The sequence below is a fragment of the Achromobacter sp. RTa genome (genome assembly GCF_000757485.1).
GTDB lineage: Bacteria > Pseudomonadota > Gammaproteobacteria > Burkholderiales > Burkholderiaceae_B > Achromobacter.
Window position 1 is genome coordinate 1 of record NZ_JPYO01000023.1, and the last position, 21112, is coordinate 21112.

The window sequence follows — 21112 nt, forward strand, 5'->3', positions numbered from 1 at the left end:
CCCGTACACCTGTTACCTATGTCCCCGGTCTGTACAGCCAGCCCCCTCGGGGGGGCAGCAAGCACGCAAAGCGTGCGCAGCGTGGGGGCCTATTCCCTCTCGTTGCGCCTTGAAACGCTTGGTCAGCACCTTGTTGCAGGGTTCGGTCCTATCCTGGATGGGCGTCATCTTGAGGTGCCGCGCCAGAGAGGCTTGCCCGAACTGGCAAGTCCCGCGCGGCGGCTCGCTTGCAAACAACACCAAAAAGGAGCCTTGCATGCGTACGTCTATCGCTACCCGCCGGTGGTCCGCCGCTGTACTCGCAGGCGCGTTGAGCGCCTGCTTCGTCACCGCCGTCCAGGCTCAGTCCCCGCGTCCATCCCTGCGCCTCGTATCCGAAACGCCGTATCCCGCCTCGTCGGCGCCCGCGCCGCAGATGAGCGAGCAGGAATTGCGCGACACGGCCATCGACGCCTATGTCTACGCATATCCGATGGTCCTGATGGAGCTGGCCCGCCGCAAGGCCACGGCGGTGCAGAGCCCGCTGGACGGCAAGGCGCCGATGAACCAGTTCGGCCACAAGGCCTCGTTCCCTGATCCCCGCGCCGCCGACACGCCGTGGCCCAGTGCGGACGCGCTGTATTCCAGCTTGTGGTTCGACGTATCCCGGGCCCCCCTGATCGTGAACCTGCCCGCCACGGGCGACCGCTACTCGGTGCTGTCCGCGCTGGACATGTGGAGCGACGTATTCGCCTCGCGCGGCGCGCGCACCAATGGCAAGGGCGCGCAATCCTTCGTCATCGTCGGCCCCGGCTGGCAGGGCAGCACGCCCGCCGGCATGGATGTGATCCACAGCCCGACGGCCACCGGCTGGCTCATCGGCTGGACCCAGACGGGCGGCCCCCAGGACTATGCCGCGGTCAATCAGATCCAGGCCGGCATGACCGCCAGCCCGCTGGTCGTGCCCGCCGCGCCAGCCTCGCGGCCGGCGCGCAACCGCAATGCCGGCAGCGCCTATCCGCAGACCGGCCCCGGCGTGGGGACTGCCCCCATCGGCAGCGACCTGCGGGCACCGGCGCCCGCGCCTGCACTGCCCGACGGCACGCCCGCGGAGCAGGCCGCGGCGATGGATGCCGCTTCCTTTTTTACGCTGTTTTTCGACGTGCTGCGCAATAATCCCCCGCACGCCAACGACACGCCCATCCTCGACCGCATGCGCCGCATCGGCCTGGACAGCCAGCGCCCCTTCTCGTACGGCAGCCTGAGCCCGGCCGTGCAGCAGGCATTGACCGACGCCCAGCCGCTGGCCGGCCGCCGTATCGCCGACGGCGTGTCGCGCCTGGGCACGCCGCTCAACGGCTGGAATACCGTGCTGTCCGGCATCGGGACCTACGGCACCGACTACGGCCGCCGCGCCGCGATCGCCTATGCGGGGCTGGGCGCCCCGACGCCGGAAGACGTCCTGTATCCGGTCACGATGTCCGACTCCAAGGGCCGCGTGCTGAATTCCGACGAGGATTACGTGCTGCATTTCGACAAGGGCCAGTTGCCGCCGGCCAACGCGTTCTGGTCGCTGCACGTCTATAACGCCCAGTACGGTTTCGCCGACAATCCGGCCAACCGCTATGTGCTCCGCAGTACGGATGCCCTGAAGTACAACGCGGACGGTTCGCTGGACATCTATGTCCAGCAGCGCGATCCGGGCGAACGCAAGCGCTCGAACTGGCTTGCGACTCCGGCCGCCGATGCGCCTTTCCTGCTCAGCATGCGGCTGTACTGGCCGCAGGACACTGCGCTGGATGGCCAATGGGCGCCGCCGCCGGTCAAGGAAGACTGAGCCGCCTGCGACAGGCCCGCGCCAGGCCGCTCGTCCCGGGCGGCCTGGCGTTTTGGCGCGCGGGGCGGGGAGAGGGCGGCGCGGGGCTGGTCCGGCACCGTTCGCGTCCCTAATTTCTTCGACAGGACGGGCGTTGTTTCCACCTTACAAACGCCCGAAAGTTCATTTGCTCGGGTAAAAAGAATCAAGCTATACTCTGCGGGTTTGACGCTTGCGGGATAAGAACACGTGGTGCACAGGATGCGCCAGTTCTGACAGGGGCAAGAAGCAAAGCGAGGAAGTTTGATGCAACAGAACTCCATGCAGCAAAATTTGCAGGATTTGCGGCAGAGTCCGGTTGAGGGCCAAGGTATGGAAGGGTTCGACCAAGGCGCGGCGGATAAAGTTCTGGTACTTAGCGACGCGGACCGCGCGGCGCTGGATGCTCAAGCAAGCCGCGGGCTCCTGTTGGCATTGGCTGCGCAAGGCGCCATGGGGCTCGCAGCAGCGGTAATTGCGGGGGTTGTCGGAGGGTCGGCGGCAGGTTGGTCGGCGTTGGCGGGGGCGGGGGCGTATTTCATACCCAATGCGTTGTTCGCATTGCGCCTTGCTGTCAGCGTGCGGGCCGGTAGAGCCAGTCCTTTTACCTTTCTCTCTGGTGAGTTGATCAAGTTGTTCGCAACGGCATTGCTGTTGTGGCTGCTTTCGCGTGTGGCGCAGGACAGCCTCGTATGGCCTGCCGCGCTGCTCGGACTGATACTCACATTGAAGGGTTATCTCTTGCTCCTGATGTTCCGCAAGTTGTCTTAGCGCCGAGCAGGTTCGCGGCAAACGAAATCGTGGAATCGTCCGATTCGCAAGGGTCGGGCATACAGCAAATAGGGTAGGATTCAAATGGCTGCTGCCAGCGACGTGTCGCCTCAGTCCGCGTATATTCAGCATCACCTGGTGCATCTGAACAATACGGGCGAGAAACAGAGCGCTATCGCTCAGTTCGACATCATCAATTACGACTCGTTGTTCTGGTCCGGCCTGATGGGTCTGATCGTCATCTTCTTCCTGTGGCGCGCCGCGCGCCGCGCCACCAGCGGCGTTCCCAGCCGCTTCCAGGCTTTCGTGGAAATGATCGTCGACATGGTCGACGACCAGGCCAAGGGCATCGTCCACAACGCCAAGAGCCGTCTCTTCATCGCCCCGCTGGCGCTCACCGTGTTCCTCTGGATCATCCTGATGAACGCGCTGGACCTGCTGCCCGTCGACCTGCTGCCCTCGATCTGGCGCATGACCGGCCTGGGCGCCCACCACGGCGACCCGCTCTACTACCACCGCATTCTGCCGACCGCCGACCTGAACGTGCCGATGGGCATGTCGCTGGGCGTGCTGCTGCTGATGTTCTACTACGGCATCAAGATCAAGCACCCGGGCGGCTTCGTCAAGGAACTGTTCACCGCGCCGTTCCACGCGCACGGCATCGGCGCCCTGGTCCTGGCTCCCTTCAACCTGCTGCTGAACCTGATCGAGTACGCCGCCAAGTCCGTCTCGCTGGGCATGCGGTTGTTCGGCAACATGTTCGCCGGCGAACTGATTTTCATGCTGATCGCGCTGCTGGGCGGCGCCTGGACCGGTTTCAACGGCGCCAGCATCGGCTTGGGCCTGGGCCACATCCTGGCCGGCTCCATCTGGGCGATCTTCCACATCCTGATCGTCCTGCTGCAGGCCTTCATCTTCATGATGCTGACGCTGGTGTACCTCGGCCAGGCGCACGAAGGCCACTGATCCCCCGAATTTCCTGCGTTGGCCATCCGGCCAGCGCGGGATAGCAAGATTATCTTGCATTGAGCTGTACCCCTTATTTTTCAATTTTTGACTTCAGATTTCTAACCAAGGAGTTGTCATGACCAACGTCGCTTTCGTTGCCCTCGCTTGCGGTCTTATCATCGGTCTGGGCGCTATCGGCGCTTGCATCGGCATCGCACTGATGGGCGGCAAGTATCTGGAAGCCTCGGCTCGTCAGCCTGAGCTGATGAACGCTCTGCAAACGAAGATGTTCCTGCTGGCTGGCCTGATCGACGCGGCATTCCTGATCGGCGTGGGTATCGCCATGCTGTTCGCCTTCGCCAACCCGTTCGTCGGCTAAGGCACCGCCCGCCGGCGAAAAGGCGGGTCATGACGCTGGCGGCGGTGCAGGACTACCGCGCATCGCCGCCCAGCAAAGTATCGAGTGCTCCGTAGCTCCCCTCCTGGGTGCGGCCGGAGCCGAAAGGTGTTAAAGGAACGACCGTGAATCTGAACGCGACGATCATTTTCCAGATGCTCGTGTTCTTCGTTCTGGGCTGGTTCACGATGAAATTCGTGTGGCCTCCTCTGACGAAGGCGATGGACGAGCGCCGCCAAAAAATCGCCGACGGCCTGGCCGCCGCCGAGAAGGGCAAGGCCGATCTGGCCCAGGCCCAGGCGCGCGTCAGTCTGATCGAGGCTTCTGCCAAGTCCGAAAACCATGCACGCATCATCGAGGCCGAGAAGCAAGCTGCCTCCCTGATCGAGCAGGCCCGCCGCGAAGCGGAAGCCGAACGCGCCCGTATCGTGGCGCAGGCTGCCCAGGACGCTGCGCAGGAAGTCCAGCGTGCCCGCGACCTGCTGCGCGACGACGTCGCCGCGCTGGCCGTGAAGGGTGCCGAACAGATCCTCAAGCGCGAGGTTGACGCCCGCGCACACGCGGAGCTGCTCAACCAGCTCCGCGCGCAGCTTTAATCCGGGACCGCCATGGCTGAACTTTCCACTGTTGCCCGGCCCTACGCCGAGGCGCTCTTCAGCGCGGCGCGCGACGACAAGGCCGGCTTGCCGGCCTGGTCCGACCTGGTCGGCGAAATGTCGCAGGTCGCCTCCAACCCCGACGTGCGCGAGGCCATGGCCGATCCGCGTCTGGGCGACAAGCAGCGCGTCGAGCTGTTTTCCGGCCTGATCAAGGCCGAACTGCCTCAAGCCGCCCGCAATTTCATCGCGTTGCTGGTCGAGAACGACCGGCTGTTGCTGCTGCCGGACATCGCCACGCAATTCGCGGCGCTGCGGAATCAACACGACGGCACGGCGCAGGCGGAAATCACCAGCGCGTTCGAGATGAGCGATGCCCAGGTCCAAGAACTGGTTGCCGCGCTCGAACAAAAATTCGGTCTCAAGCTCAAGCCCAGCGTCACCGTCGATCCGTCGCTGATTGGCGGCGTGCGCGTGGCCGTCGGTGACCAAGTGCTCGATACTTCCGTACAAGCCCAGTTGGCCCGCATGCGCGATCAGCTCGCCGCTTAAGGCAACTAACAGGATTCCAGGAGTCAATATGCAACTCAATCCCTCCGAGATCAGCGAACTGCTCAAGAGCCGCATCGAGGGCCTGGGCGCTTCGACTGATGTTCGTACCCAAGGTACCGTCGTCTCCGTGACCGACGGTATTACCCGCATCCACGGCTTGTCCGACGTGATGCAGGGCGAAATGCTCGAGTTCCCCAATAATGTTTTCGGTCTGGCACTGAACCTCGAGCGCGACTCCGTCGGCGCCGTGATTCTGGGCGACTACACCGGCGTGTCGGAAGGCGACCAGGTCAAGACGACCGGCCGCATTCTGGAAGTGCCGGTCGGCCCCGAACTGCGTGGCCGCGTGGTGAACACGCTGGGTCTGCCGATCGACGGCAAGGGCCCGATCAACGCCAAGGAAACCGACATCATCGAGAAAGTGGCCCCCGGCGTTATCGCCCGCCGCTCGGTGTCGCAACCTCTGCAAACCGGTGTCAAGGCTATCGACTCGATGGTTCCGATCGGCCGCGGCCAGCGCGAACTGATCATCGGCGACCGCCAGACCGGCAAGACCGCCGTCGCCGTCGACACCATCATCAGCCAGAAGGGCAAGGACGTCACCTGCGTGTACGTCGCCATCGGCCAGAAGGCATCGACCATCAACAACGTGGTGCGCAAGCTCGAAGAGCACGGCGCCATGGAATACACCATCGTCGTGGCCGCTTCGGCCTCCGACTCGGCCGCCATGCAGTACCTGGCCGCCTACGCCGGCTGCACGATGGGCGAATACTTCCGCGATCGCGGCGAAGACGCCCTGATCGTCTATGACGACCTGACCAAGCAAGCCTGGGCCTACCGCCAGGTCTCGCTGCTGCTGCGCCGTCCGCCGGGCCGCGAAGCCTATCCGGGCGACGTGTTCTATCTGCACTCGCGCCTGCTGGAGCGTGCCGCTCGCGTCAACGAAGAGTACGTCGAGAAGTTCACCAACGGCGCCGTCAAGGGCAAGACCGGCTCGCTGACCGCGCTGCCGATCATCGAAACGCAAGCCGGTGACGTGTCGGCCTTCGTTCCGACCAACGTGATCTCGATCACCGACGGCCAGATCTTCCTGGAAACCGACCTGTTCAACGCCGGTATCCGCCCCGCCATCAACGCCGGTATTTCGGTGTCGCGCGTCGGTGGCGCCGCCCAGACCAAGGTCATCAAGAAGCTGTCCGGCGGTATCCGTACCGACCTGGCGCAGTACCGTGAACTGGCCGCCTTCGCGCAGTTCGCCTCCGACCTGGACGACGCCACCCGTCGCCAGCTGGAGCGCGGCAAGCGCGTGGTCGAACTGCTCAAGCAGCCGCAATACCAGCCGCTGCAGGTGTGGGAACTGGCCGTGTCGCTGTACACCGTGAACAACGGCTACCTCGATGACGTGGACGTGGCTCAGGTGCTGTCCTTCGAGAAGTCCTTCAAGGACCACCTCAAGGCCAAGCATGCCGCCCTGATCCAGCGCATCGAAGACACCAAGGAACTGTCCAAGGACGACGACGCCGAACTGGCCGCCGCGCTCCAGGATTTCAAGAAGCACGGTGCTTTTTAAGGCAAGGTCTGGCGTAGTCGATGGGCGCAAGCCCATCCTACGGTAGGGCGGGAGCGGCGCAAGCCGACCCCGCCAGCCGTCTCAACAGGAAAGCGCAATGCCCGGAATCAAGGAAATCCGAACCAAGATCAAGAGCGTGCAAAACACGCGCAAGATCACCAAGGCGATGGAAATGGTCGCCGCATCCAAGATGCGCAAGGCGCAGGAGCGGATGCGCGCGGGCCGTCCGTACGCCACCAAGGTGCGCGAGATCGCCGCGCATCTGATGCAGGCCAACCCTGAGTACAACCACCCCTACCTTCAGGAACGTGAAGTGAAGGCGGTGGGCGTGGTGCTGGTCACCACCGACAAGGGCCTGTGCGGTGGCCTGAACACCAACATCAGCCGCCTCACGCTGTCTCGCCTCAAGGAATTCGAGGCCAAGAACATCAAGGCGCAGGCAACCGCATTCGGCAACAAGGGCCTAGGCCTGTTGACCCGCATCGGCGCCAAGCTGGTGTCGCAGGAAGTCCAACTGGGCGACAAGCCCGACCTCGATCGCCTGCTGGGCGCCATCAAGGTGCAGCTGGACGACTACCTCGAAGGCCGCATCGATGCGCTCTATGTGGCGACCACCCGCTTCATCAACACGATGAGGCAGGAGCCGGTGTTCTTGCGCCTGCTGCCGCTGTCCTCCGGTTTGGATGATCCCTTCCAGTCGGGCGCGGAGTCCCTGGCCGAGACGTCCGAGGTCAAGTCTGACTATAGCTGGGACTATATCTACGAACCGGACGCCAAGAGCGTGATCGACGACCTGCTGCAGCGCTACGTCGAAGGCCTTCTGTATCAGGCCGTGGCCGAGAACATGGCCTCGGAACAGTCCGCTCGTATGGTCGCCATGAAGGCGGCGTCGGACAACGCGAAGAAGGTCATCGGCGACCTCCAGCTGGTCTACAACAAGACCCGCCAGGCGGCGATCACCAAGGAAATTTCGGAAATCGTAGGGGGCGCTGCCGCGGTGTAAACCGGGCAGTATCCCGTCAAAATATCAAGGAATCGACATGAGCAACGGAACCATCGTTCAGTGCATCGGCGCCGTGGTGGACATTCAGTTCCCCCGCGATGAAATGCCCAAGATCTACGAAGCGCTCACCCTGGCTGACGAGGGTTCCTCGTTCGCCGAAAAGGGTCTGACGCTGGAAGTGCAACAACAGCTCGGCGACGGCGTGGTGCGTACCATCGCCCTGGGTTCGAGCGACGGCCTGCGCCGCGGCATGGCCGTGGCCCGTACCGGCGCCCCGATCTCGGTGCCCGTCGGTCACGGCACCCTGGGCCGCATCATGGACGTGCTGGGTCGCCCGATCGACGAAGCCGGCCCCATCAACGCCGACGAAAAGCGCGCCATTCACCAGGCCGCCCCGAAGTTCGACGAACTGTCGCCTTCGGTCGAGCTGCTGGAAACCGGCATCAAGGTTATTGACCTGGTCTGCCCGTTCGCCAAGGGCGGCAAGGTCGGCCTGTTCGGCGGTGCCGGCGTGGGCAAGACCGTGAACATGATGGAACTGATCAACAACATCGCCAAGCAGCACAGCGGCTTGTCGGTGTTCGCCGGCGTGGGTGAGCGTACCCGCGAAGGCAACGACTTCTACCACGAAATGGAAGAGTCGAACGTTCTGGACAAGGTGGCCATGGTGTTCGGTCAGATGAACGAACCCCCGGGCAACCGTCTCCGCGTGGCGCTGACCGGCCTGACGATGGCCGAGAAGTTCCGCGACGAAGGCCGCGACATCCTGTTCTTCGTCGACAACATCTACCGTTACACCCTGGCCGGCACCGAAGTGTCCGCTCTGCTGGGCCGTATGCCGTCGGCGGTGGGCTACCAGCCCACGCTGGCCGAGGAAATGGGCGTTCTGCAAGAGCGCATCACCTCGACCAAGACCGGCTCGATCACCTCGATCCAGGCCGTGTACGTGCCTGCCGACGACTTGACCGACCCGTCGCCCGCCACGACCTTCCAGCACTTGGACTCGACCGTCGTGCTGTCGCGTGACATCGCCGCCCTGGGTATCTACCCGGCCGTGGACCCGCTGGATTCGTCCAGCCGCCAGCTCGACCCGCAAGTCGTGGGCGAAGAGCACTACGCCGTGGCCCGTGGCGTGCAGCAGACGCTGCAGCGCTACAAGGAACTGCGCGACATCATCGCGATTCTGGGCATGGACGAACTGTCGCCGGAAGACAAGCAGGCCGTGGCCCGCGCTCGTAAGATCCAGCGTTTCCTGTCGCAGCCGTTCCACGTGGCCGAAGTGTTCACCGGCTCGCCCGGCAAGTACGTGCCGCTGGCCGAAACGATCCGTGGCTTCAAGATGATCGTCGACGGCGAATGCGATTCGCTGCCCGAGCAGGCCTTCTACATGGTCGGCACGATTGACGAGGCCTTCGAGAAGGCCAAGAAACTGCAATAAGGATCCACTATGGCTACCCTGCATGTCGATGTGGTCAGCGCAGAGGAAGCGATCTTCTCCGGTGAGGCGAAGTTCGTGGTTCTGCCTGGCGAGTCCGGCGAGCTGGGCATTCTGCCCGGCCACACCCCGCTGATCTCGCGCATCCGCCCCGGAACGGTCAAGATCGTTCGCGCCGACCAGGGCGAGGAAAACGTCTTCGTCGCCGGTGGCATTCTGGAAGTGCAACCGGGCAGCGTCACGGTCCTGGCCGACACGGCCATCCGTGCTGCCGACCTGGACGAAGCCCGCGCCCTGGAAGCGCGTCAGAAGGCCGAAGAGGCCCTGGCGAACGCCAAGGACAAGGCGGACATCGCCGTCGTCGAAGCCGAACTCGCCATGCTGGCTGCGCAAGCCATCGCGGCGCGTAAGCTGCGTCAAGGCGGCCGTTCGCACTAAGCGGCGCACGGCTCGTCCGGGTTCGCCCCGGACTCCAGAAAGCGGCCCCCGGGGGCCGCTTTTTTCATTGCGCGGACCATATGCGCGATGCCTGTGCCGACCGCAATGCGTTCAATACGAATAGCCGCGCGGCACGCCCGGCCAGTAGCCTTCGGCTTGGTTCCATCAAGCATAGGAGGGTCGTGTGCGAGACGTTCTGGATTGCGGCGTTCTGCTGGCGCCTGGCCAGGAAGCGGCCATGCGCGACTGGGTCGGCCGGCATCCCGTCGGCAAGACGCGGCTGCGGCTGCATCTGGTGCCGCTGAATCCCCTGCGCTACGCGCTTGCCGCGCCGGCCCTCCAGGGGCCCGAGGCGCCGGAAGGCCCGGACGTGCGGGCGCTTGGGCGGCTGGCGGTGGCGCTGAAGCGCTACGATGCCTGCATCCTGCCCGTGGCGCCCGCAACGCTCGCCTGGACGCGGATGGCCTTGCAGCAGGCAGGCAGTGCATTGAGCACGCCGGTCCTGCTGCTCGTCCAGGATGTGAAGGCGCCGGCGATCGAAGACCTGCTGAGCCTGGGCGCCCGGGATTTCATGATGCAGCCCGTGTGCCAGGAAACCATGCGGGTGCGGCTGGGCCGCCTGGCCAGGCCCGCTTCGTGGCGCGATGCCCGGCTGGCAAGCCTGCGGGAGCCCGCGGCGGACTATCCCGCAATGGCGTGGCCCGCGGCCGCCGGCGGCATCCGCCAGCCCGCCCCGTCGCGGCCCAGGGTGCCGGCGGACGTGGTCGAACAGGCCTTGTCCCACCTGCGCCATCAGCACCATCGCAGCGTGCAGGAATCCTTCCGCGCGGCGAAGGCCCGGGTGGTGGACGGCTTCGAGCGCGACTACATCCGCCTGGCATTGTCGCGGCACGGCGGCAACGTGGCGCAGGCGGCCCGCGCCTGCAGCAAGCACCGGCGGGCGTTCTGGGCGCTGATGCGCAAGCATGGCATCGAGGCGGCTCCCTACCGGCAGGCCGCGCAGGAACGCGAAGACTGAACCCGGCGCGGCCAGGCGCGGGCGGGGGGCTTGCATCTCAAAGAGCGCGCGCCTTGCGCCCGGGCAAGCCCACCGGTGAAGGTTCCCGTGCCTTGTCAGCCAGGGGAAGTAAAATCACGGCTTCCGATCATCGAGGATAGTCGTGTCTGCTTCCGTCTTGAAGAACGATGTGTTCTTGCGCTCGCTTCTGCGCGAGCCCGTGCCCTACACCCCCATCTGGCTGATGCGCCAGGCGGGACGCTACCTGCCCGAGTATCGCCAGACGCGGGCCCGCGCGGGTTCTTTCATGGGCCTCGCTCAGAACCCGGACTACGCCGCGGAAGTGACGCTGCAGCCGCTGGAGCGTTTCGACCTGGACGCGGCCATCCTGTTCTCCGATATCCTGACCGTGCCGCACGCCATGGGCCTGGGCCTGGACTTCGCTGAAGGCGAGGGCCCGCGCTTCGCCAGCCCGGTGCGCACGGAGGAAGACGTGGCGCGCCTGGCGGTGCCGGACATGGACAAGCTGCGCTATGTGTTCGACGCCGTGGGCGTGATCCGGCGCGAGCTGGACGGCAAGGTGCCGCTGATCGGTTTCGCCGGCAGCCCCTGGACCATCGCCTGCTACATGGTCGAAGGCCAGGGCAGCGACGACTACCGCCTGATCAAGACCATGCTGTATGCGCGGCCCGACCTGCTGCACCGCATTCTTGAGATCAACGCCGAGGCCACGCTGCAATACCTGAACGCGCAGATCGCCGCCGGCGCGCAAGCCGTGATGCTGTTCGACAGCTGGGGCGGCGTGCTGGCGGATGGCCTGTTCCAGCAATTCTCGCTGGCCTACACCAGGAAGGTCGTGGCAGGGCTGAAGCGCGAAAACGAAGGCCGCCGCGTGCCGGTCATCGTATTCACCAAGGGCGGCGGCCAATGGCTGGAAGAGATCGCAGCCTGCGGCTGCGACGCCGTGGGCCTGGACTGGACGGTGGATCTGGCTGCCGCGCGCCGCCGTACGGGGGATGCGGTGGCCTTCCAGGGCAACCTGGATCCGATGGCCTTGTTCGGCGGCGCCGCCGCCGTCCGCGCGGAGGCGCGGCGGGTGCTGGACGCCTTCGGCCCCGTGGGCAAGGGCGGCCATGTCTTCAATCTGGGGCACGGCATTTCCCGGTTCACTCCTCCGGAAGCCGTAGCCGAATTGGTCGACGAAGTCCACCAACACAGCCGTTCGCTGCGGGGGTAAGTAAGTGGACGCTTCGGCCCTCAGGGCCGAAGCAGCGCGCACTTGTGCACAGCAAGATTGCTCTCGGGGAAAACCCTTTAGAAGCTAGTTTACAATCTTGAAAGGCTTCATAAGTCATTGTTTTTCAAGGTAAATAGTGAATTTCCAACAAGATTTCACATGTTCGCGAAATCTTGCCTTATTCCAATTTTCGACGTTGCTCCAGCCTTTTCCCCAAAGTTATCCACAGGCGGGCACAGGGGCAGTGGAACGTCAGCCAGGGTCATCCTCCCATATGCACCGTCCAAGCCCCCATGTCTGAAGCGCAGGCGACCATGACTCTCCCGGCGGCCTGCTGGGTGCGGGTGGCGCTGGACGTGCCTTTGCCGGGTCCTTTCGACTACCGGAGCGACGCCCCGATCGCGGTGGGCTTGCGGGTCATCGTGCCTTTCGGCCGCCGCAAGCTCATCGGCGTGGTGTTGGATAACCCGGCCGAACCGTCCTACGACCCCAAGCAGATACGGCCGATCGAAGAGGTGCTGGACGATCTGCCTCCGTTCGACGAAGCCTGGCTGCGCCTGGCCCGCTTCGCCGCGGACTATTACCAGCGGCCGCTGGGGGAGGTGATGCTGCCCACGCTGCCGCCGCCGTTGCGCAAGCCTACCGCCTACCAGGGCAAGCGTTCGGCGGGCGGGCCGGTGGCCCGGCTGGACGGGCGCAAGCGCAAGGCCGCGCGCGCGCCGGCCGCCGCCGACGACCCGCCGGCGCTCAATGACGCGCAACGCACGGCCGTGGACACCATCGCCGCCCTGGACGGATTCAAGCCGGTATTGCTGCATGGCGTGACGGGCAGCGGCAAGACCGAGGTGTACCTGCGGGCGGCCGAAAAGGTGCTGGCCGCCGGGCGCCAGGTGCTGCTGATGGTGCCCGAGATCAACCTGACCCCGCAGTTGGAAGGCGCGCTGCGCGCGCGCCTGGAGGCGCTGGTCGGGCCCGACGGGCTGGCAGTCATGCATAGCGGCCTGTCCGACGGCGAACGCCTGCAGGCCTGGACCCGCGCCCAGCGCGGCCAGGCGCGCATGCTGCTGGGCACCCGCATGTCGATCTTCGCTCCCATGGGCGAGCTGGGCCTGATCGTGGTGGACGAGGAGCACGACGCTTCCTACAAGCAGCAGGACGGCCTGCGCTATTCGGCGCGCGATCTCGCCGTGTGGCGCGCGCATGACCTGGGCATCCCCGTGGTGCTCGGATCCGCCACGCCGTCGCTGGAAACCTGGCAGCACGCCGAGCGCGGCCGCTACCTGCGGCTGAGCCTGCCGGGGCGCGCCCGCGCCAGCAGCCTGCCCTCCGTGCGCCTGGTGGATACGCGGCGGTTGCAGCTGAAGCAGGGTATGTCGCCGCAGTTGCTGGACGCCCTCGGCCAGCGCCTGGAGCGCAAGGAACAGTCCCTGATCTTCCTGAACCGGCGCGGCTATTCGCCGGTGCTGCATTGCCAGTCCTGCGCCTGGGTGAGCAATTGTCCGCGCTGCACCGCGTTCACCGTGCTGCACCGCACCGACGGCCGCGGCCATCGCCTGCAATGCCATCATTGCGGCTACCAGGCGCCGGTGCCGCGCGCCTGCCCCGAATGCGGCGACCAGGACCTGGCCCCCATGGGGCGCGGCACGCAGCGCGTGGAAGAGCACCTGGCCGAGCTCTTCCCCGAGGCCCGCATCCTGCGCATCGATGCGGACAGCACGCGCAAGAAGGGCAGCGCCGAGGCGCTGTTCGCGTCGGTGCATGCTGGCGAGGTGGACATCCTGGTGGGCACGCAGATGGTGGCCAAGGGCCACGATTTCGCGAAGCTGGGGCTGGTGGGCGTGCTGAACGCGGATTCGATGCTGTTCGCCCATGACTTCCGCGCCCCGGAGCGCCTGTTCGCGCAGTTGATGCAAGTGGCCGGCCGCGCGGGCCGGCACCAGGGCAACGGCGAGGTCCTGATCCAGACCAACTACCCCGAGCAGCCGGTCTACCAGGCCCTGTTGCGGCACGATTACGCGGGCTTTGCCCGCCATGCCCTGCACGAGCGCGAAAGCACCGGCCTGCCGCCTTTCGTCTACCAGGCGTTGCTCACCGCCGAGGCGCGCGAACTGAAGGTGGCCCAGGAGTTCCTGGAGCGGGCGCGGGCGCTGCCCGAGGGGGAGTGGAAGGCGGACTTCCCCGGCCTGGACGCGATCATGCTGTACGACCCCGTCCCCTTGCGCGTGGTGCGCGTGGCCAACATCGAGCGCGCGCAGCTGCTGGCGGAAAGCAGCAGCCGTCCGGCGCTGCAGGCATTCCTGGCGTCGTGGTCGCACCATCTGCCGTACCTGGCCAACGAGGCCCGCGTGCGCTGGCAGCTGGAAGTCGACCCGCTGGAGATCTGAAGGGCGCCATGCGCCTTCGGCTCGATTGTTCTATGATCTTTCTCCTCTATCGCGCTGGTGCGGCAGGCCCGCTGCGGCGGCTGCGCCCGTCCCCTTTTTCTCGCGCATTACCGGCCCGCTGACGGGCGGCCGCAAGCCCCGCGCTTGCCGGCCGTACCCTCATTGCGGCCGTCGCGATGCATGACTATCCGACTCAAATGTCCGCAAGCGAACCGATTGGCCAAGGCATGAACCCCGCTCAGAAGGAAGCGGTGCTTTACCTGGACGGCCCCTGCCTGGTGCTGGCCGGCGCGGGCAGCGGCAAGACGCGGGTGATCACGCAGAAGATCGCGTACCTGCTGCGTGAATGCGGCTACATGGGCCGCAACGTGGTGGCGCTGACCTTCACCAACAAGGCCGCGCGCGAAATGGACGAGCGCGTGAAGACCTTGGTGGACCGCAAGCTGTCGAAGGGCCTGATCATCAGCACCTTCCATTCGCTGGGCGTGAAGATGCTGCGCGAGGAAGCGCGCAACGCCGGACTGAAGCCCACGTTTTCCATCCTGGATGCCGACGACGCCATGGCGATCATCCAGGAGCTGCTGGGCACGACGGACAAGGCGCGGCTGCGCCACGTGCAGGGCATCATCTCCCTGTGGAAGAACGCGCTGATGGAGCCGGACGACGCGGCGCGCGAGGCCATCACGCCGGGCGACGTGGAGGCGGCCAACGTGTACCGCAGCTATGCGGCTACGCTGGCGGCCTACCAGGCCGTGGATTTCGACGACCTGATCCGCATCCCCGCCCTGCTGCTGGCCAACAACGAAGAGGTGCGCACCCGCTGGCAGAACCGCGTGCGCTACCTGCTGGTGGACGAATACCAGGACACCAACGTGTGCCAATACCGCCTGGTGCAGCTGCTGACGGGGGCGCGCGCCATGTTCACGGCGGTGGGCGACGACGATCAGGCCATCTACGCCTGGCGCGGCGCGACCATCGAGAATCTGGCCAAGCTGACGACCGACTATCCCAACATCAAGCTCATCAAGCTGGAACAGAACTACCGCTCGGTCCAGCGCATCCTCGCCGCCGCGAACCAGGTGATCGAGAAGAACCCCAAGCTGTTCGACAAGAAGCTGTGGTCCGACCTGGGCGTGGGCGAACCCATCCTGGTGTCGGCGATGGACGGCGAGGAGCACGAGGCGGAATCCATCGCGATGAAGGTCTCGGCCGCCCGCTTCGAACGCCAGGCGCAATGGAAGGATTTCGCCATCCTTTACCGCAGCAACCACCAGTCCCGCATCCTGGAGCAGGCGCTGCGCAACCTGAAGATTCCGTACACGATCTCGGGCGGCCAGAGCTTTTTCGACAAGGCGGAAGTGCGCGACGTGCTGGCCTATCTGCGCCTGCTTGCCAACGACGATGACGACCCGGCGTTCATCCGCGCGGCGACCACGCCCAAGCGGGGCATCGGCCAGGCCACGCTGCAGGTGCTGGGGCAGTACGCGGCCGGCCGCGAGCTGTCGTTGCTGGCGGCAGTTGCCGAGACCGGCCTGGAAAGCCAGCTGGCGCCGCGCCAGCTGGAGCCGCTGCGCACGTTCGCCGAGTTCATCCGCCGCATGCAGTGGCGCGCGGGGCGCGGCGCGGCCTCGGGCAAGGACGCAGCTCCCGCCGAGCCCGCGGGCGTCATCCTGGACGACCTGCTGGAGGCCATCCAGTACGAACGCCACCTGTTCGAACTGTTCGAGGAACGGCCTGCGCAGACGCGCTGGCAGAACGTGCTGGAGCTGACGGGCTGGCTCAAGCGCAAGGCCGAAGAGGACGACATGACGCTCTTCGACCTGGTCCAGCATGTGGCGCTGGTCACCATGCTGGAGCGCGGCGAGGAAGAAGAGCCCGATGCGGTGAAGATGTCCACGCTGCATGCGTCCAAGGGACTGGAGTATCCGCACGTGTACCTGGCGGGCGTCGAAGAGGGCCTGCTGCCCCACCTGGGCAAGGACGACGAGGTCGGCGACCCGGCGCGCGCGGCGGAGAACCTGGCGACTCGCATCCAGGAGGAACGCCGATTGATGTACGTGGGCATCACGCGCGCGCAGCGCAGCCTGAACCTGAGCTGGTGCAAGCGCCGGCGCCGCGCGCGCGAGGACCTGGTGCGCGAGCCTTCCCGCTTCATCGAGGAAATGGGCCTGGGCGACGTCCGCATCCAGGAGGACGAGGCCACGGCAGCCATGAACCCGAAGGAGCGCATGGCCATGCTGAAGGCGCTGCTGAAGAAATAGGGCGCTTGTGGAACGGCGGGCCCTGCTCCTACACTGGACAGCGCCTATCGTGCCGTTCTGGCGCGGAATCCACGCCGAGATAAGGAGCGCGTCATGTGTCGTTGGCTGGCCTATACCGGTGGTCCCATACAGATGGAGAGCGTGCTGTTCAAGGCCAAGCACTCCCTGATCGACCAGAGCCTGCACGCGCGCATGGGCGCGACCACCACCAATGGGGACGGATTCGGCCTGGGCTGGTACGCCCGGCCCCGGGAAGGCCAGCCCGCCGAGCCGCCGTTCCGCTACCGCAGCGTGCATCCGGCCTGGAACGACCGCAATCTGCGCGAGGCCGCCCGCGCCATCCACGCGCCGCTATTCGTGGCGCACATCCGCGCCGCCACCGACACGCCCGCGCAGGAAACCAACTGCCACCCGTTTCGCCACGGGCAATGGCTGTTTGTGCACAACGGCGTCATCCGCGACTATCCCTTGCTCAGGCGCGACCTGATGCTGATGATCGCGCCTTCGTATTTCGGTTCGCTGGAAGGGTCGACGGATTCGGAAGTGATGTTCCTGCTGGCGCTCAGCTTCGGCCTGGAGGAGGACCCGGTGCTGGGGCTGGCCCGCATGGTCGGCGCGGTCGAGGAGACTGGCCGGCGGCATGGCGTGGCGCATCCCATCAACATGACGGTCTGCGCGCTGGACGGAGAACGCCTGGTCGCGGTCCGTTATTCCAGCGAGGGCGATTCGCGCACGCTGTTCCACAACACTTGCGTGCACCATCTGCGCCAGCTGTACCCCGACAATCCGCAGATCGCGGCGCTGGACGACGATGCTTTCCTGCTCCTGTCGGAACCCTTGACCGAGATGCCCGGCGCCTGGGAAGAGGTGCCCGAAGCCACTGCGATCGTCGCGGGGCGGGGAACGGTGACCCACCATCCGTTCGCGCCGGTAATGCCGGGGAAATAAGGGGGGGAGTGTCAGACACGGAGACAGAAGCTCGTGTGTGACACCCGTACGGCAAGGCGCGACAGGCTTGTGTCTGACACCGGTACGGCAGGACGCTGCAAGCTTGTGTCTGACACCCGTACGGCAGGACGCTGCAAGCTTGAGGCAATGCATCGGGGTGTCTGACACTAACCAGGGCGGCAACGTCTTTCCTCGGGGTGTCTGACACCCGGGAAACACCTCTTCAAATTGTTCCGTTGTCTCGTACGGGTGTCAGACACGGAGACAGAGGCTCGTGTCTGACACCCGTACGGCAAGACGCTGCAAGCTCGTGTCTGACACCCGTACGGCAGGACGCTGCAAGCTTGAGGCAATGCATCGGGGTGTCTGACACTAATCAGAGCAGCAACGTCTTTCCTCGGGGGTGTCTGACACCCGGGAAACACCTCTTCAAATTGTTCCGTCGTCTCGTACGGGTGTCAGACACGGAGACACGGACACAGAAGCCCGTGCCTGGCATGCATCAATGCAAATCCGGATTCAATGTGCCCCACGCCGCCGTCCGCACCAGGCATTCCACTGTGCCGGTCTGGGAATTGCGGCGGAACAGCAGGCCGTGTTGCCCGGCCAGGGCCGTGGCTTTCACTACCGCGCCCTCCGGCGTCAGCACGCGCGTCCCCGCGGTGATGTAGCAGCCGGCTTCCACCACGCAATCGTCGCCGAGCGAAATGCCGATGCCGGAATTCGCGCCGAGCAGGCAACGCTTGCCGATGGAGACCACCTGCTTGCCGCCGCCCGACATGGTGCCCATGATGGACGCGCCGCCACCGATGTCGCTGCCGTCGCCGACGATGACCCCCGCGCTGATGCGGCCCTCGACCATCGAGGCGCCCAGCGTGCCCGCGTTGAAATTGCAGAAGCCTTCGTGCAGCACCGTGGTGCCGGGCGACAGATGCGCGCCCAAGCGCACGCGCGCCGTATCGGCGATGCGCACGCCGGCGGGCACGACGTAATCGGTCATGCGGGGGATCTTGTCCACGCCGCGGATCTCCAGCACCTGGCCGGACGCGCGCAGCTGCCAGCGCAGGGCATCCACCTGGTCTACCGCGCAGGGGCCCGCGGAGGTCCACGCCACGTTGGACAGCACGTTGAACAGGCCGTCCAGATTGGCGCCGTGCGGGCGGACCAGCCGGTGGCTGAGCAGGTGCAGGCGCAGGTAGGCGTCATGCGCGTCCAGGGGAGGCTCGTCCAGCGACGCGATGGCGGTACGCACGGCGACGATGTCCACCTTGCGGCGGGTATCCCGCAGCAGGGCGGTCGCCACGTGCTCGCCAAGCGCGGCGCGGGCTTCTTCCGGCGTCAGGTGGCGGGTGCCGGTGGCAGGAGAGTTGTCGGCGAGCGATGGACGGGGGTACCAGGTATCCAGGATGCTGCCGTCGGCGGCCAGCGTGGCGATGCCGTAGGCGATGGCGCTGATGGGCGTAGGGGAATCGGACATGATGACGGGACGAGAGCGCGGTCTGGGGGGAATAATTCTAGGCGAAAAAACGCGCGCTCCTGAAGGAGTGCGGCGCCGCTGTCAAAGGCTGCCGAAGGCCCAACGCAGGCTCAGCGACGCCGTGTGTTCGCGCATGCCGCCGCCGTACTGGCCCCCATAGGCCAGCCCGATCGCTGCCGAGCGCGACAGCGCGAGCTCGGCGCCCAGCCCCGCCAACGCCGCGCTGCGCGCGATCGGCGCGCCGGCGACCGTCAGCGCGCCGCCGCCATCGAGCGCCAGGGTGGTTTCGGGCGCCACGTCGCCGAAAGCGCGGCGCCAGCCCAGCAGGGCGTGCACGCGGCCCACCGCCGGGCCCAGCGATACACCTGCCTGCCCGCGCAGTCCCAGCGTCGTCGTGGTCTGGACCACCCGTCCGCCCTCGGCATCCAGCGCGGCCGATCCTCCGGTCTCCGAAAAGCCGCGCGTGCGCACGTCGCGGAAGGCCAGGCCGGCGAACGGCTCCAGGCTGGCGCGCTGTGACAGCGCCAGTTCATAACCAAGCTCGGTGAAGGCCAGCACCGTGTTCGCGCTTACGTCGGCCTTCAAGGTCTGGGATATGCCCGGCACGTCGAAATGGCGCGTCGTGTCCATGTCGTGCCAGGCATAGGAGGCGGCGGCCAGCAGGTTCAGTTTTCCGGCTCCGGCGATGAAAGACCGCTTGCCATACAGGGTGGCGCTATAGCTGTCGACCTCCGCCTTGGCATCGAGCGCGTCGATCCGGATCCGGCTGCGGGTGGCGCCCAGCGCGCCGCCCAGGCGCCAGCCGGCGCCGGCATCGAACTCGCCGCCGCCGTAGGCGCCGGTCGTGCGTTGCTTGATGCGCGCCATGGCGCCGCTGCCTTCCAGCAGTTGCCAGTTGTCGATCGCGACGAACCAGCCTTGCGGGCCGGGTGCGGGCGGACCGGCCGGCGCGCTGGCGCCGGGATCGCAGGCCTGGGGCGTTTCGCGCGCGCAGGCGGCGCTGGCGCCCTCGGCCATCAGCGCCAGCGCGAGCGCGGCGAATGCGGGCGCCAGCAGCGGCCGGCGGGCGCCGCCCGGGCGCTGTGCCAAGGAGGGCACTCAGGCGCGGCGGTCTGTCAGGCCAGTTCCTTCAGCAGCAATTCCCAGAACTTCAGGCGCTGCTCCAGGGTCGAGACCAGCACGTATTCATTCAAGGTGTGCGCGCCGTCGCCGTCGGCGCCCAGGCCGTCCAGCGTGGGAATCCCCATGGCCGAGGTGAAGTTGGCGTCGCTGCCGCCGCCGGTCATCGGCGCGTCTTCCAGCAGGAAGCCCGCGCGCTCCGCATAGCCCTGCACCAGCGCCAGCAGCTGGGTGGCGGCTTCGGTCTTCACCATCGGCGGGCGGTTCAGTTCCACGTCGATGTCCAGCTCGACGTCCGGGCCCACCGCGCACAGTTCGCGCATGCGGCGCAGCACGTCCTGGGCGGCGCCCATGTCGGGGACGCGGAAGTCCACCACGCAGCGGCACAGCGCAGGCACGGTGTTGGTCACGGTGCCGCCGGCGATCGTGCCGACGCTGACGGTGATGCCGCGCTCGTAATCGGTCATGGCTTCCAGCGCCAGCACCTGGTGCGCCATTTCGCGGATGGCGCTGCGGCCCTTTTCGTGCTGCATGCCGGCGTGGGCCGGGCGGCCTTTGACGTTCAGGTTCAGCATGCCGGTGCCCTTGCGGGCCGTGACGCACTTGCCGCCGTTGGGGCGGGCCGGTTCGCAGACCAGCGCGTACTTGGCGTTGGCGGCGAAGCGTTCGATGTGCGCGCGCGAGGCGTGGCTGCCGGTTTCCTCGTCGGGCACCACCAGGAAGTCTACCGGCAGCTGTGTCGCGCCGGGGCGCGCCACGCCGGACAGGGCCGTCAACGCGAGGTAGATGCCGGCCTTCATGTCGTAGCCGCCCGGACCGTAGAGGCGGTCGCCGTCGATGCGCACGGGGTTCTCGAGCAGCGTGCCCACGGGATGCACCGTGTCCATGTGCGCCAGGATCAGGATGCCGGGGCGCGTGTCGCCGGGGGCGCGGTTGGTCGCGTACAGCAGCGGGCCGGTGGTCGGGCCCAGCGACGACAGCTCCACCGTCAGGCCGGCGGCCGCGGCATAGTCGGAGATGATGCGCGCCATGGCGGCGATGCCTTCGGGGAAGTTCGAGGGCGATTCGCATTGCAGCCAGCTCTTGATGCCGGCGACGATCTGTTCAGTGCTCTGGGTGTTGGACATGGCGGTAACGGATTTCTG

Annotated in this window: 18 protein-coding genes; 15 read left to right on the forward strand and 3 right to left on the reverse strand. The window is 66.2% G+C overall.

Annotated elements, in window-relative coordinates; genetic code table 11:
* Positions 1–256: 256 nt before the first annotated feature.
* The 15 genes from JL37_RS07650 (at position 257) to JL37_RS07720 (ending at position 17371) form a co-directional block, all read left to right on the forward strand.
* A complete protein-coding gene (locus tag JL37_RS07650) occupies positions 257–1816 on the forward strand; it encodes a DUF1254 domain-containing protein (RefSeq protein ID WP_043543072.1) in 1560 nt (519 codons plus the stop codon).
* Positions 1817–2167: 351 nt separating this feature from the next.
* Positions 2168–2605, forward strand: a complete 438-nt coding sequence (locus JL37_RS07655) for an ATP synthase subunit I (protein WP_043543167.1) — start codon at positions 2168–2170, stop codon at positions 2603–2605.
* An 84-nt stretch (positions 2606–2689) separates the two neighbouring features.
* Positions 2690–3571, forward strand: coding sequence for a F0F1 ATP synthase subunit A (atpB, locus tag JL37_RS07660; RefSeq protein WP_043543073.1), 882 nt, complete (start codon positions 2690–2692; stop codon positions 3569–3571).
* 118 nt (positions 3572–3689) lie between these two features.
* The gene (gene atpE, locus JL37_RS07665) at positions 3690–3932 is read left to right on the forward strand and encodes a F0F1 ATP synthase subunit C (protein ID WP_003815363.1); all 243 of its coding nucleotides are present in this window, start codon (positions 3690–3692) and stop codon (positions 3930–3932) included.
* A 143-nt stretch (positions 3933–4075) separates the two neighbouring features.
* The gene (locus tag JL37_RS07670; RefSeq protein ID WP_013391129.1) at positions 4076–4546 is read left to right on the forward strand and encodes a F0F1 ATP synthase subunit B; all 471 of its coding nucleotides are present in this window, start codon (positions 4076–4078) and stop codon (positions 4544–4546) included.
* A gap of 12 nt (positions 4547–4558) precedes the next feature.
* Positions 4559–5098, forward strand: coding sequence for a F0F1 ATP synthase subunit delta (locus JL37_RS07675; RefSeq protein WP_043543075.1), 540 nt, complete (start codon positions 4559–4561; stop codon positions 5096–5098).
* A 28-nt stretch (positions 5099–5126) separates the two neighbouring features.
* Positions 5127–6668 (forward strand): F0F1 ATP synthase subunit alpha, encoded by a 1542-nt coding sequence (gene atpA, locus JL37_RS07680; RefSeq protein ID WP_043543077.1) that lies wholly within the window; start codon positions 5127–5129, stop codon positions 6666–6668.
* Positions 6669–6765: 97 nt separating this feature from the next.
* A complete protein-coding gene (gene atpG / locus JL37_RS07685; RefSeq protein WP_043543078.1) occupies positions 6766–7671 on the forward strand; it encodes a F0F1 ATP synthase subunit gamma in 906 nt (301 codons plus the stop codon).
* A 37-nt stretch (positions 7672–7708) separates the two neighbouring features.
* Complete coding sequence (gene atpD / locus JL37_RS07690) at positions 7709–9109, forward strand: F0F1 ATP synthase subunit beta (RefSeq protein ID WP_043543080.1); 1401 nt, start codon at positions 7709–7711, stop codon at positions 9107–9109.
* A gap of 9 nt (positions 9110–9118) precedes the next feature.
* Positions 9119–9544 (forward strand): F0F1 ATP synthase subunit epsilon, encoded by a 426-nt coding sequence (locus tag JL37_RS07695; protein WP_043543081.1) that lies wholly within the window; start codon positions 9119–9121, stop codon positions 9542–9544.
* 184 nt (positions 9545–9728) lie between these two features.
* Positions 9729–10562 carry a helix-turn-helix domain-containing protein gene (locus tag JL37_RS07700; protein WP_043543083.1) on the forward strand — a complete coding sequence of 278 codons (834 nt, stop codon included), beginning with the start codon at positions 9729–9731 and terminating at the stop codon, positions 10560–10562.
* Between the two features lie 142 nt (positions 10563–10704).
* Positions 10705–11778: a uroporphyrinogen decarboxylase gene (gene hemE / locus JL37_RS07705; protein WP_043543084.1), complete on the forward strand. Its 1074-nt coding sequence runs from the start codon at positions 10705–10707 to the stop codon at positions 11776–11778.
* Between the two features lie 314 nt (positions 11779–12092).
* Positions 12093–14162, forward strand: coding sequence for a primosomal protein N' (locus JL37_RS07710; protein ID WP_369798525.1), 2070 nt, complete (start codon positions 12093–12095; stop codon positions 14160–14162).
* Between the two features lie 197 nt (positions 14163–14359).
* Complete coding sequence (locus tag JL37_RS07715) at positions 14360–16423, forward strand: UvrD-helicase domain-containing protein (RefSeq protein WP_043543087.1); 2064 nt, start codon at positions 14360–14362, stop codon at positions 16421–16423.
* 93 nt (positions 16424–16516) lie between these two features.
* Positions 16517–17371 carry a class II glutamine amidotransferase gene (locus JL37_RS07720; protein WP_043543088.1) on the forward strand — a complete coding sequence of 285 codons (855 nt, stop codon included), beginning with the start codon at positions 16517–16519 and terminating at the stop codon, positions 17369–17371.
* Positions 17372–17873: 502 nt separating this feature from the next.
* Here JL37_RS07720 and dapD read toward each other — a convergent pair.
* The 3 genes from dapD to JL37_RS07735 form a co-directional block, all read right to left on the reverse strand.
* Positions 17874–18848 (reverse strand): 2,3,4,5-tetrahydropyridine-2,6-dicarboxylate N-succinyltransferase, encoded by a 975-nt coding sequence (dapD, locus tag JL37_RS07725; RefSeq protein WP_043543089.1) that lies wholly within the window; start codon positions 18846–18848, stop codon positions 17874–17876.
* An 81-nt stretch (positions 18849–18929) separates the two neighbouring features.
* Positions 18930–19937 (reverse strand): autotransporter outer membrane beta-barrel domain-containing protein, encoded by a 1008-nt coding sequence (locus JL37_RS07730; protein ID WP_231570314.1) that lies wholly within the window; start codon positions 19935–19937, stop codon positions 18930–18932.
* 26 nt (positions 19938–19963) lie between these two features.
* Positions 19964–21094, reverse strand: coding sequence for a M20 family metallopeptidase (locus JL37_RS07735; RefSeq protein ID WP_043543091.1), 1131 nt, complete (start codon positions 21092–21094; stop codon positions 19964–19966).
* Positions 21095–21112 lie beyond the last annotated feature (18 nt).

Bases quoted from the DNA above. Each gene is read 5' to 3' on its own strand.
- JL37_RS07650 (WP_043543072.1), top strand. From the start codon at position 257: ATGCGTACGTCTATCGCTACCCGCCGGTGGTCCGCCGCTGTACTCGCA.
- JL37_RS07655 (WP_043543167.1), top strand. From the start codon at position 2,168: ATGGAAGGGTTCGACCAAGGCGCGGCGGATAAAGTTCTGGTACTTAGC.
- atpB (WP_043543073.1), top strand. From the start codon at position 2,690: ATGGCTGCTGCCAGCGACGTGTCGCCTCAGTCCGCGTATATTCAGCAT.
- atpE (WP_003815363.1), top strand. From the start codon at position 3,690: ATGACCAACGTCGCTTTCGTTGCCCTCGCTTGCGGTCTTATCATCGGT.
- JL37_RS07675 (WP_043543075.1), top strand. From the start codon at position 4,559: ATGGCTGAACTTTCCACTGTTGCCCGGCCCTACGCCGAGGCGCTCTTC.
- atpA (WP_043543077.1), top strand. From the start codon at position 5,127: ATGCAACTCAATCCCTCCGAGATCAGCGAACTGCTCAAGAGCCGCATC.
- atpG (WP_043543078.1), top strand. From the start codon at position 6,766: ATGCCCGGAATCAAGGAAATCCGAACCAAGATCAAGAGCGTGCAAAAC.
- atpD (WP_043543080.1), top strand. From the start codon at position 7,709: ATGAGCAACGGAACCATCGTTCAGTGCATCGGCGCCGTGGTGGACATT.
- JL37_RS07695 (WP_043543081.1), top strand. From the start codon at position 9,119: ATGGCTACCCTGCATGTCGATGTGGTCAGCGCAGAGGAAGCGATCTTC.
- JL37_RS07710 (WP_369798525.1), top strand. From the start codon at position 12,093: ATGACTCTCCCGGCGGCCTGCTGGGTGCGGGTGGCGCTGGACGTGCCT.
- JL37_RS07715 (WP_043543087.1), top strand. From the start codon at position 14,360: ATGTCCGCAAGCGAACCGATTGGCCAAGGCATGAACCCCGCTCAGAAG.
- JL37_RS07720 (WP_043543088.1), top strand. From the start codon at position 16,517: ATGTGTCGTTGGCTGGCCTATACCGGTGGTCCCATACAGATGGAGAGC.
- dapD (WP_043543089.1), bottom strand. From the start codon at position 18,848: ATGTCCGATTCCCCTACGCCCATCAGCGCCATCGCCTACGGCATCGCC.
- JL37_RS07735 (WP_043543091.1), bottom strand. From the start codon at position 21,094: ATGTCCAACACCCAGAGCACTGAACAGATCGTCGCCGGCATCAAGAGC.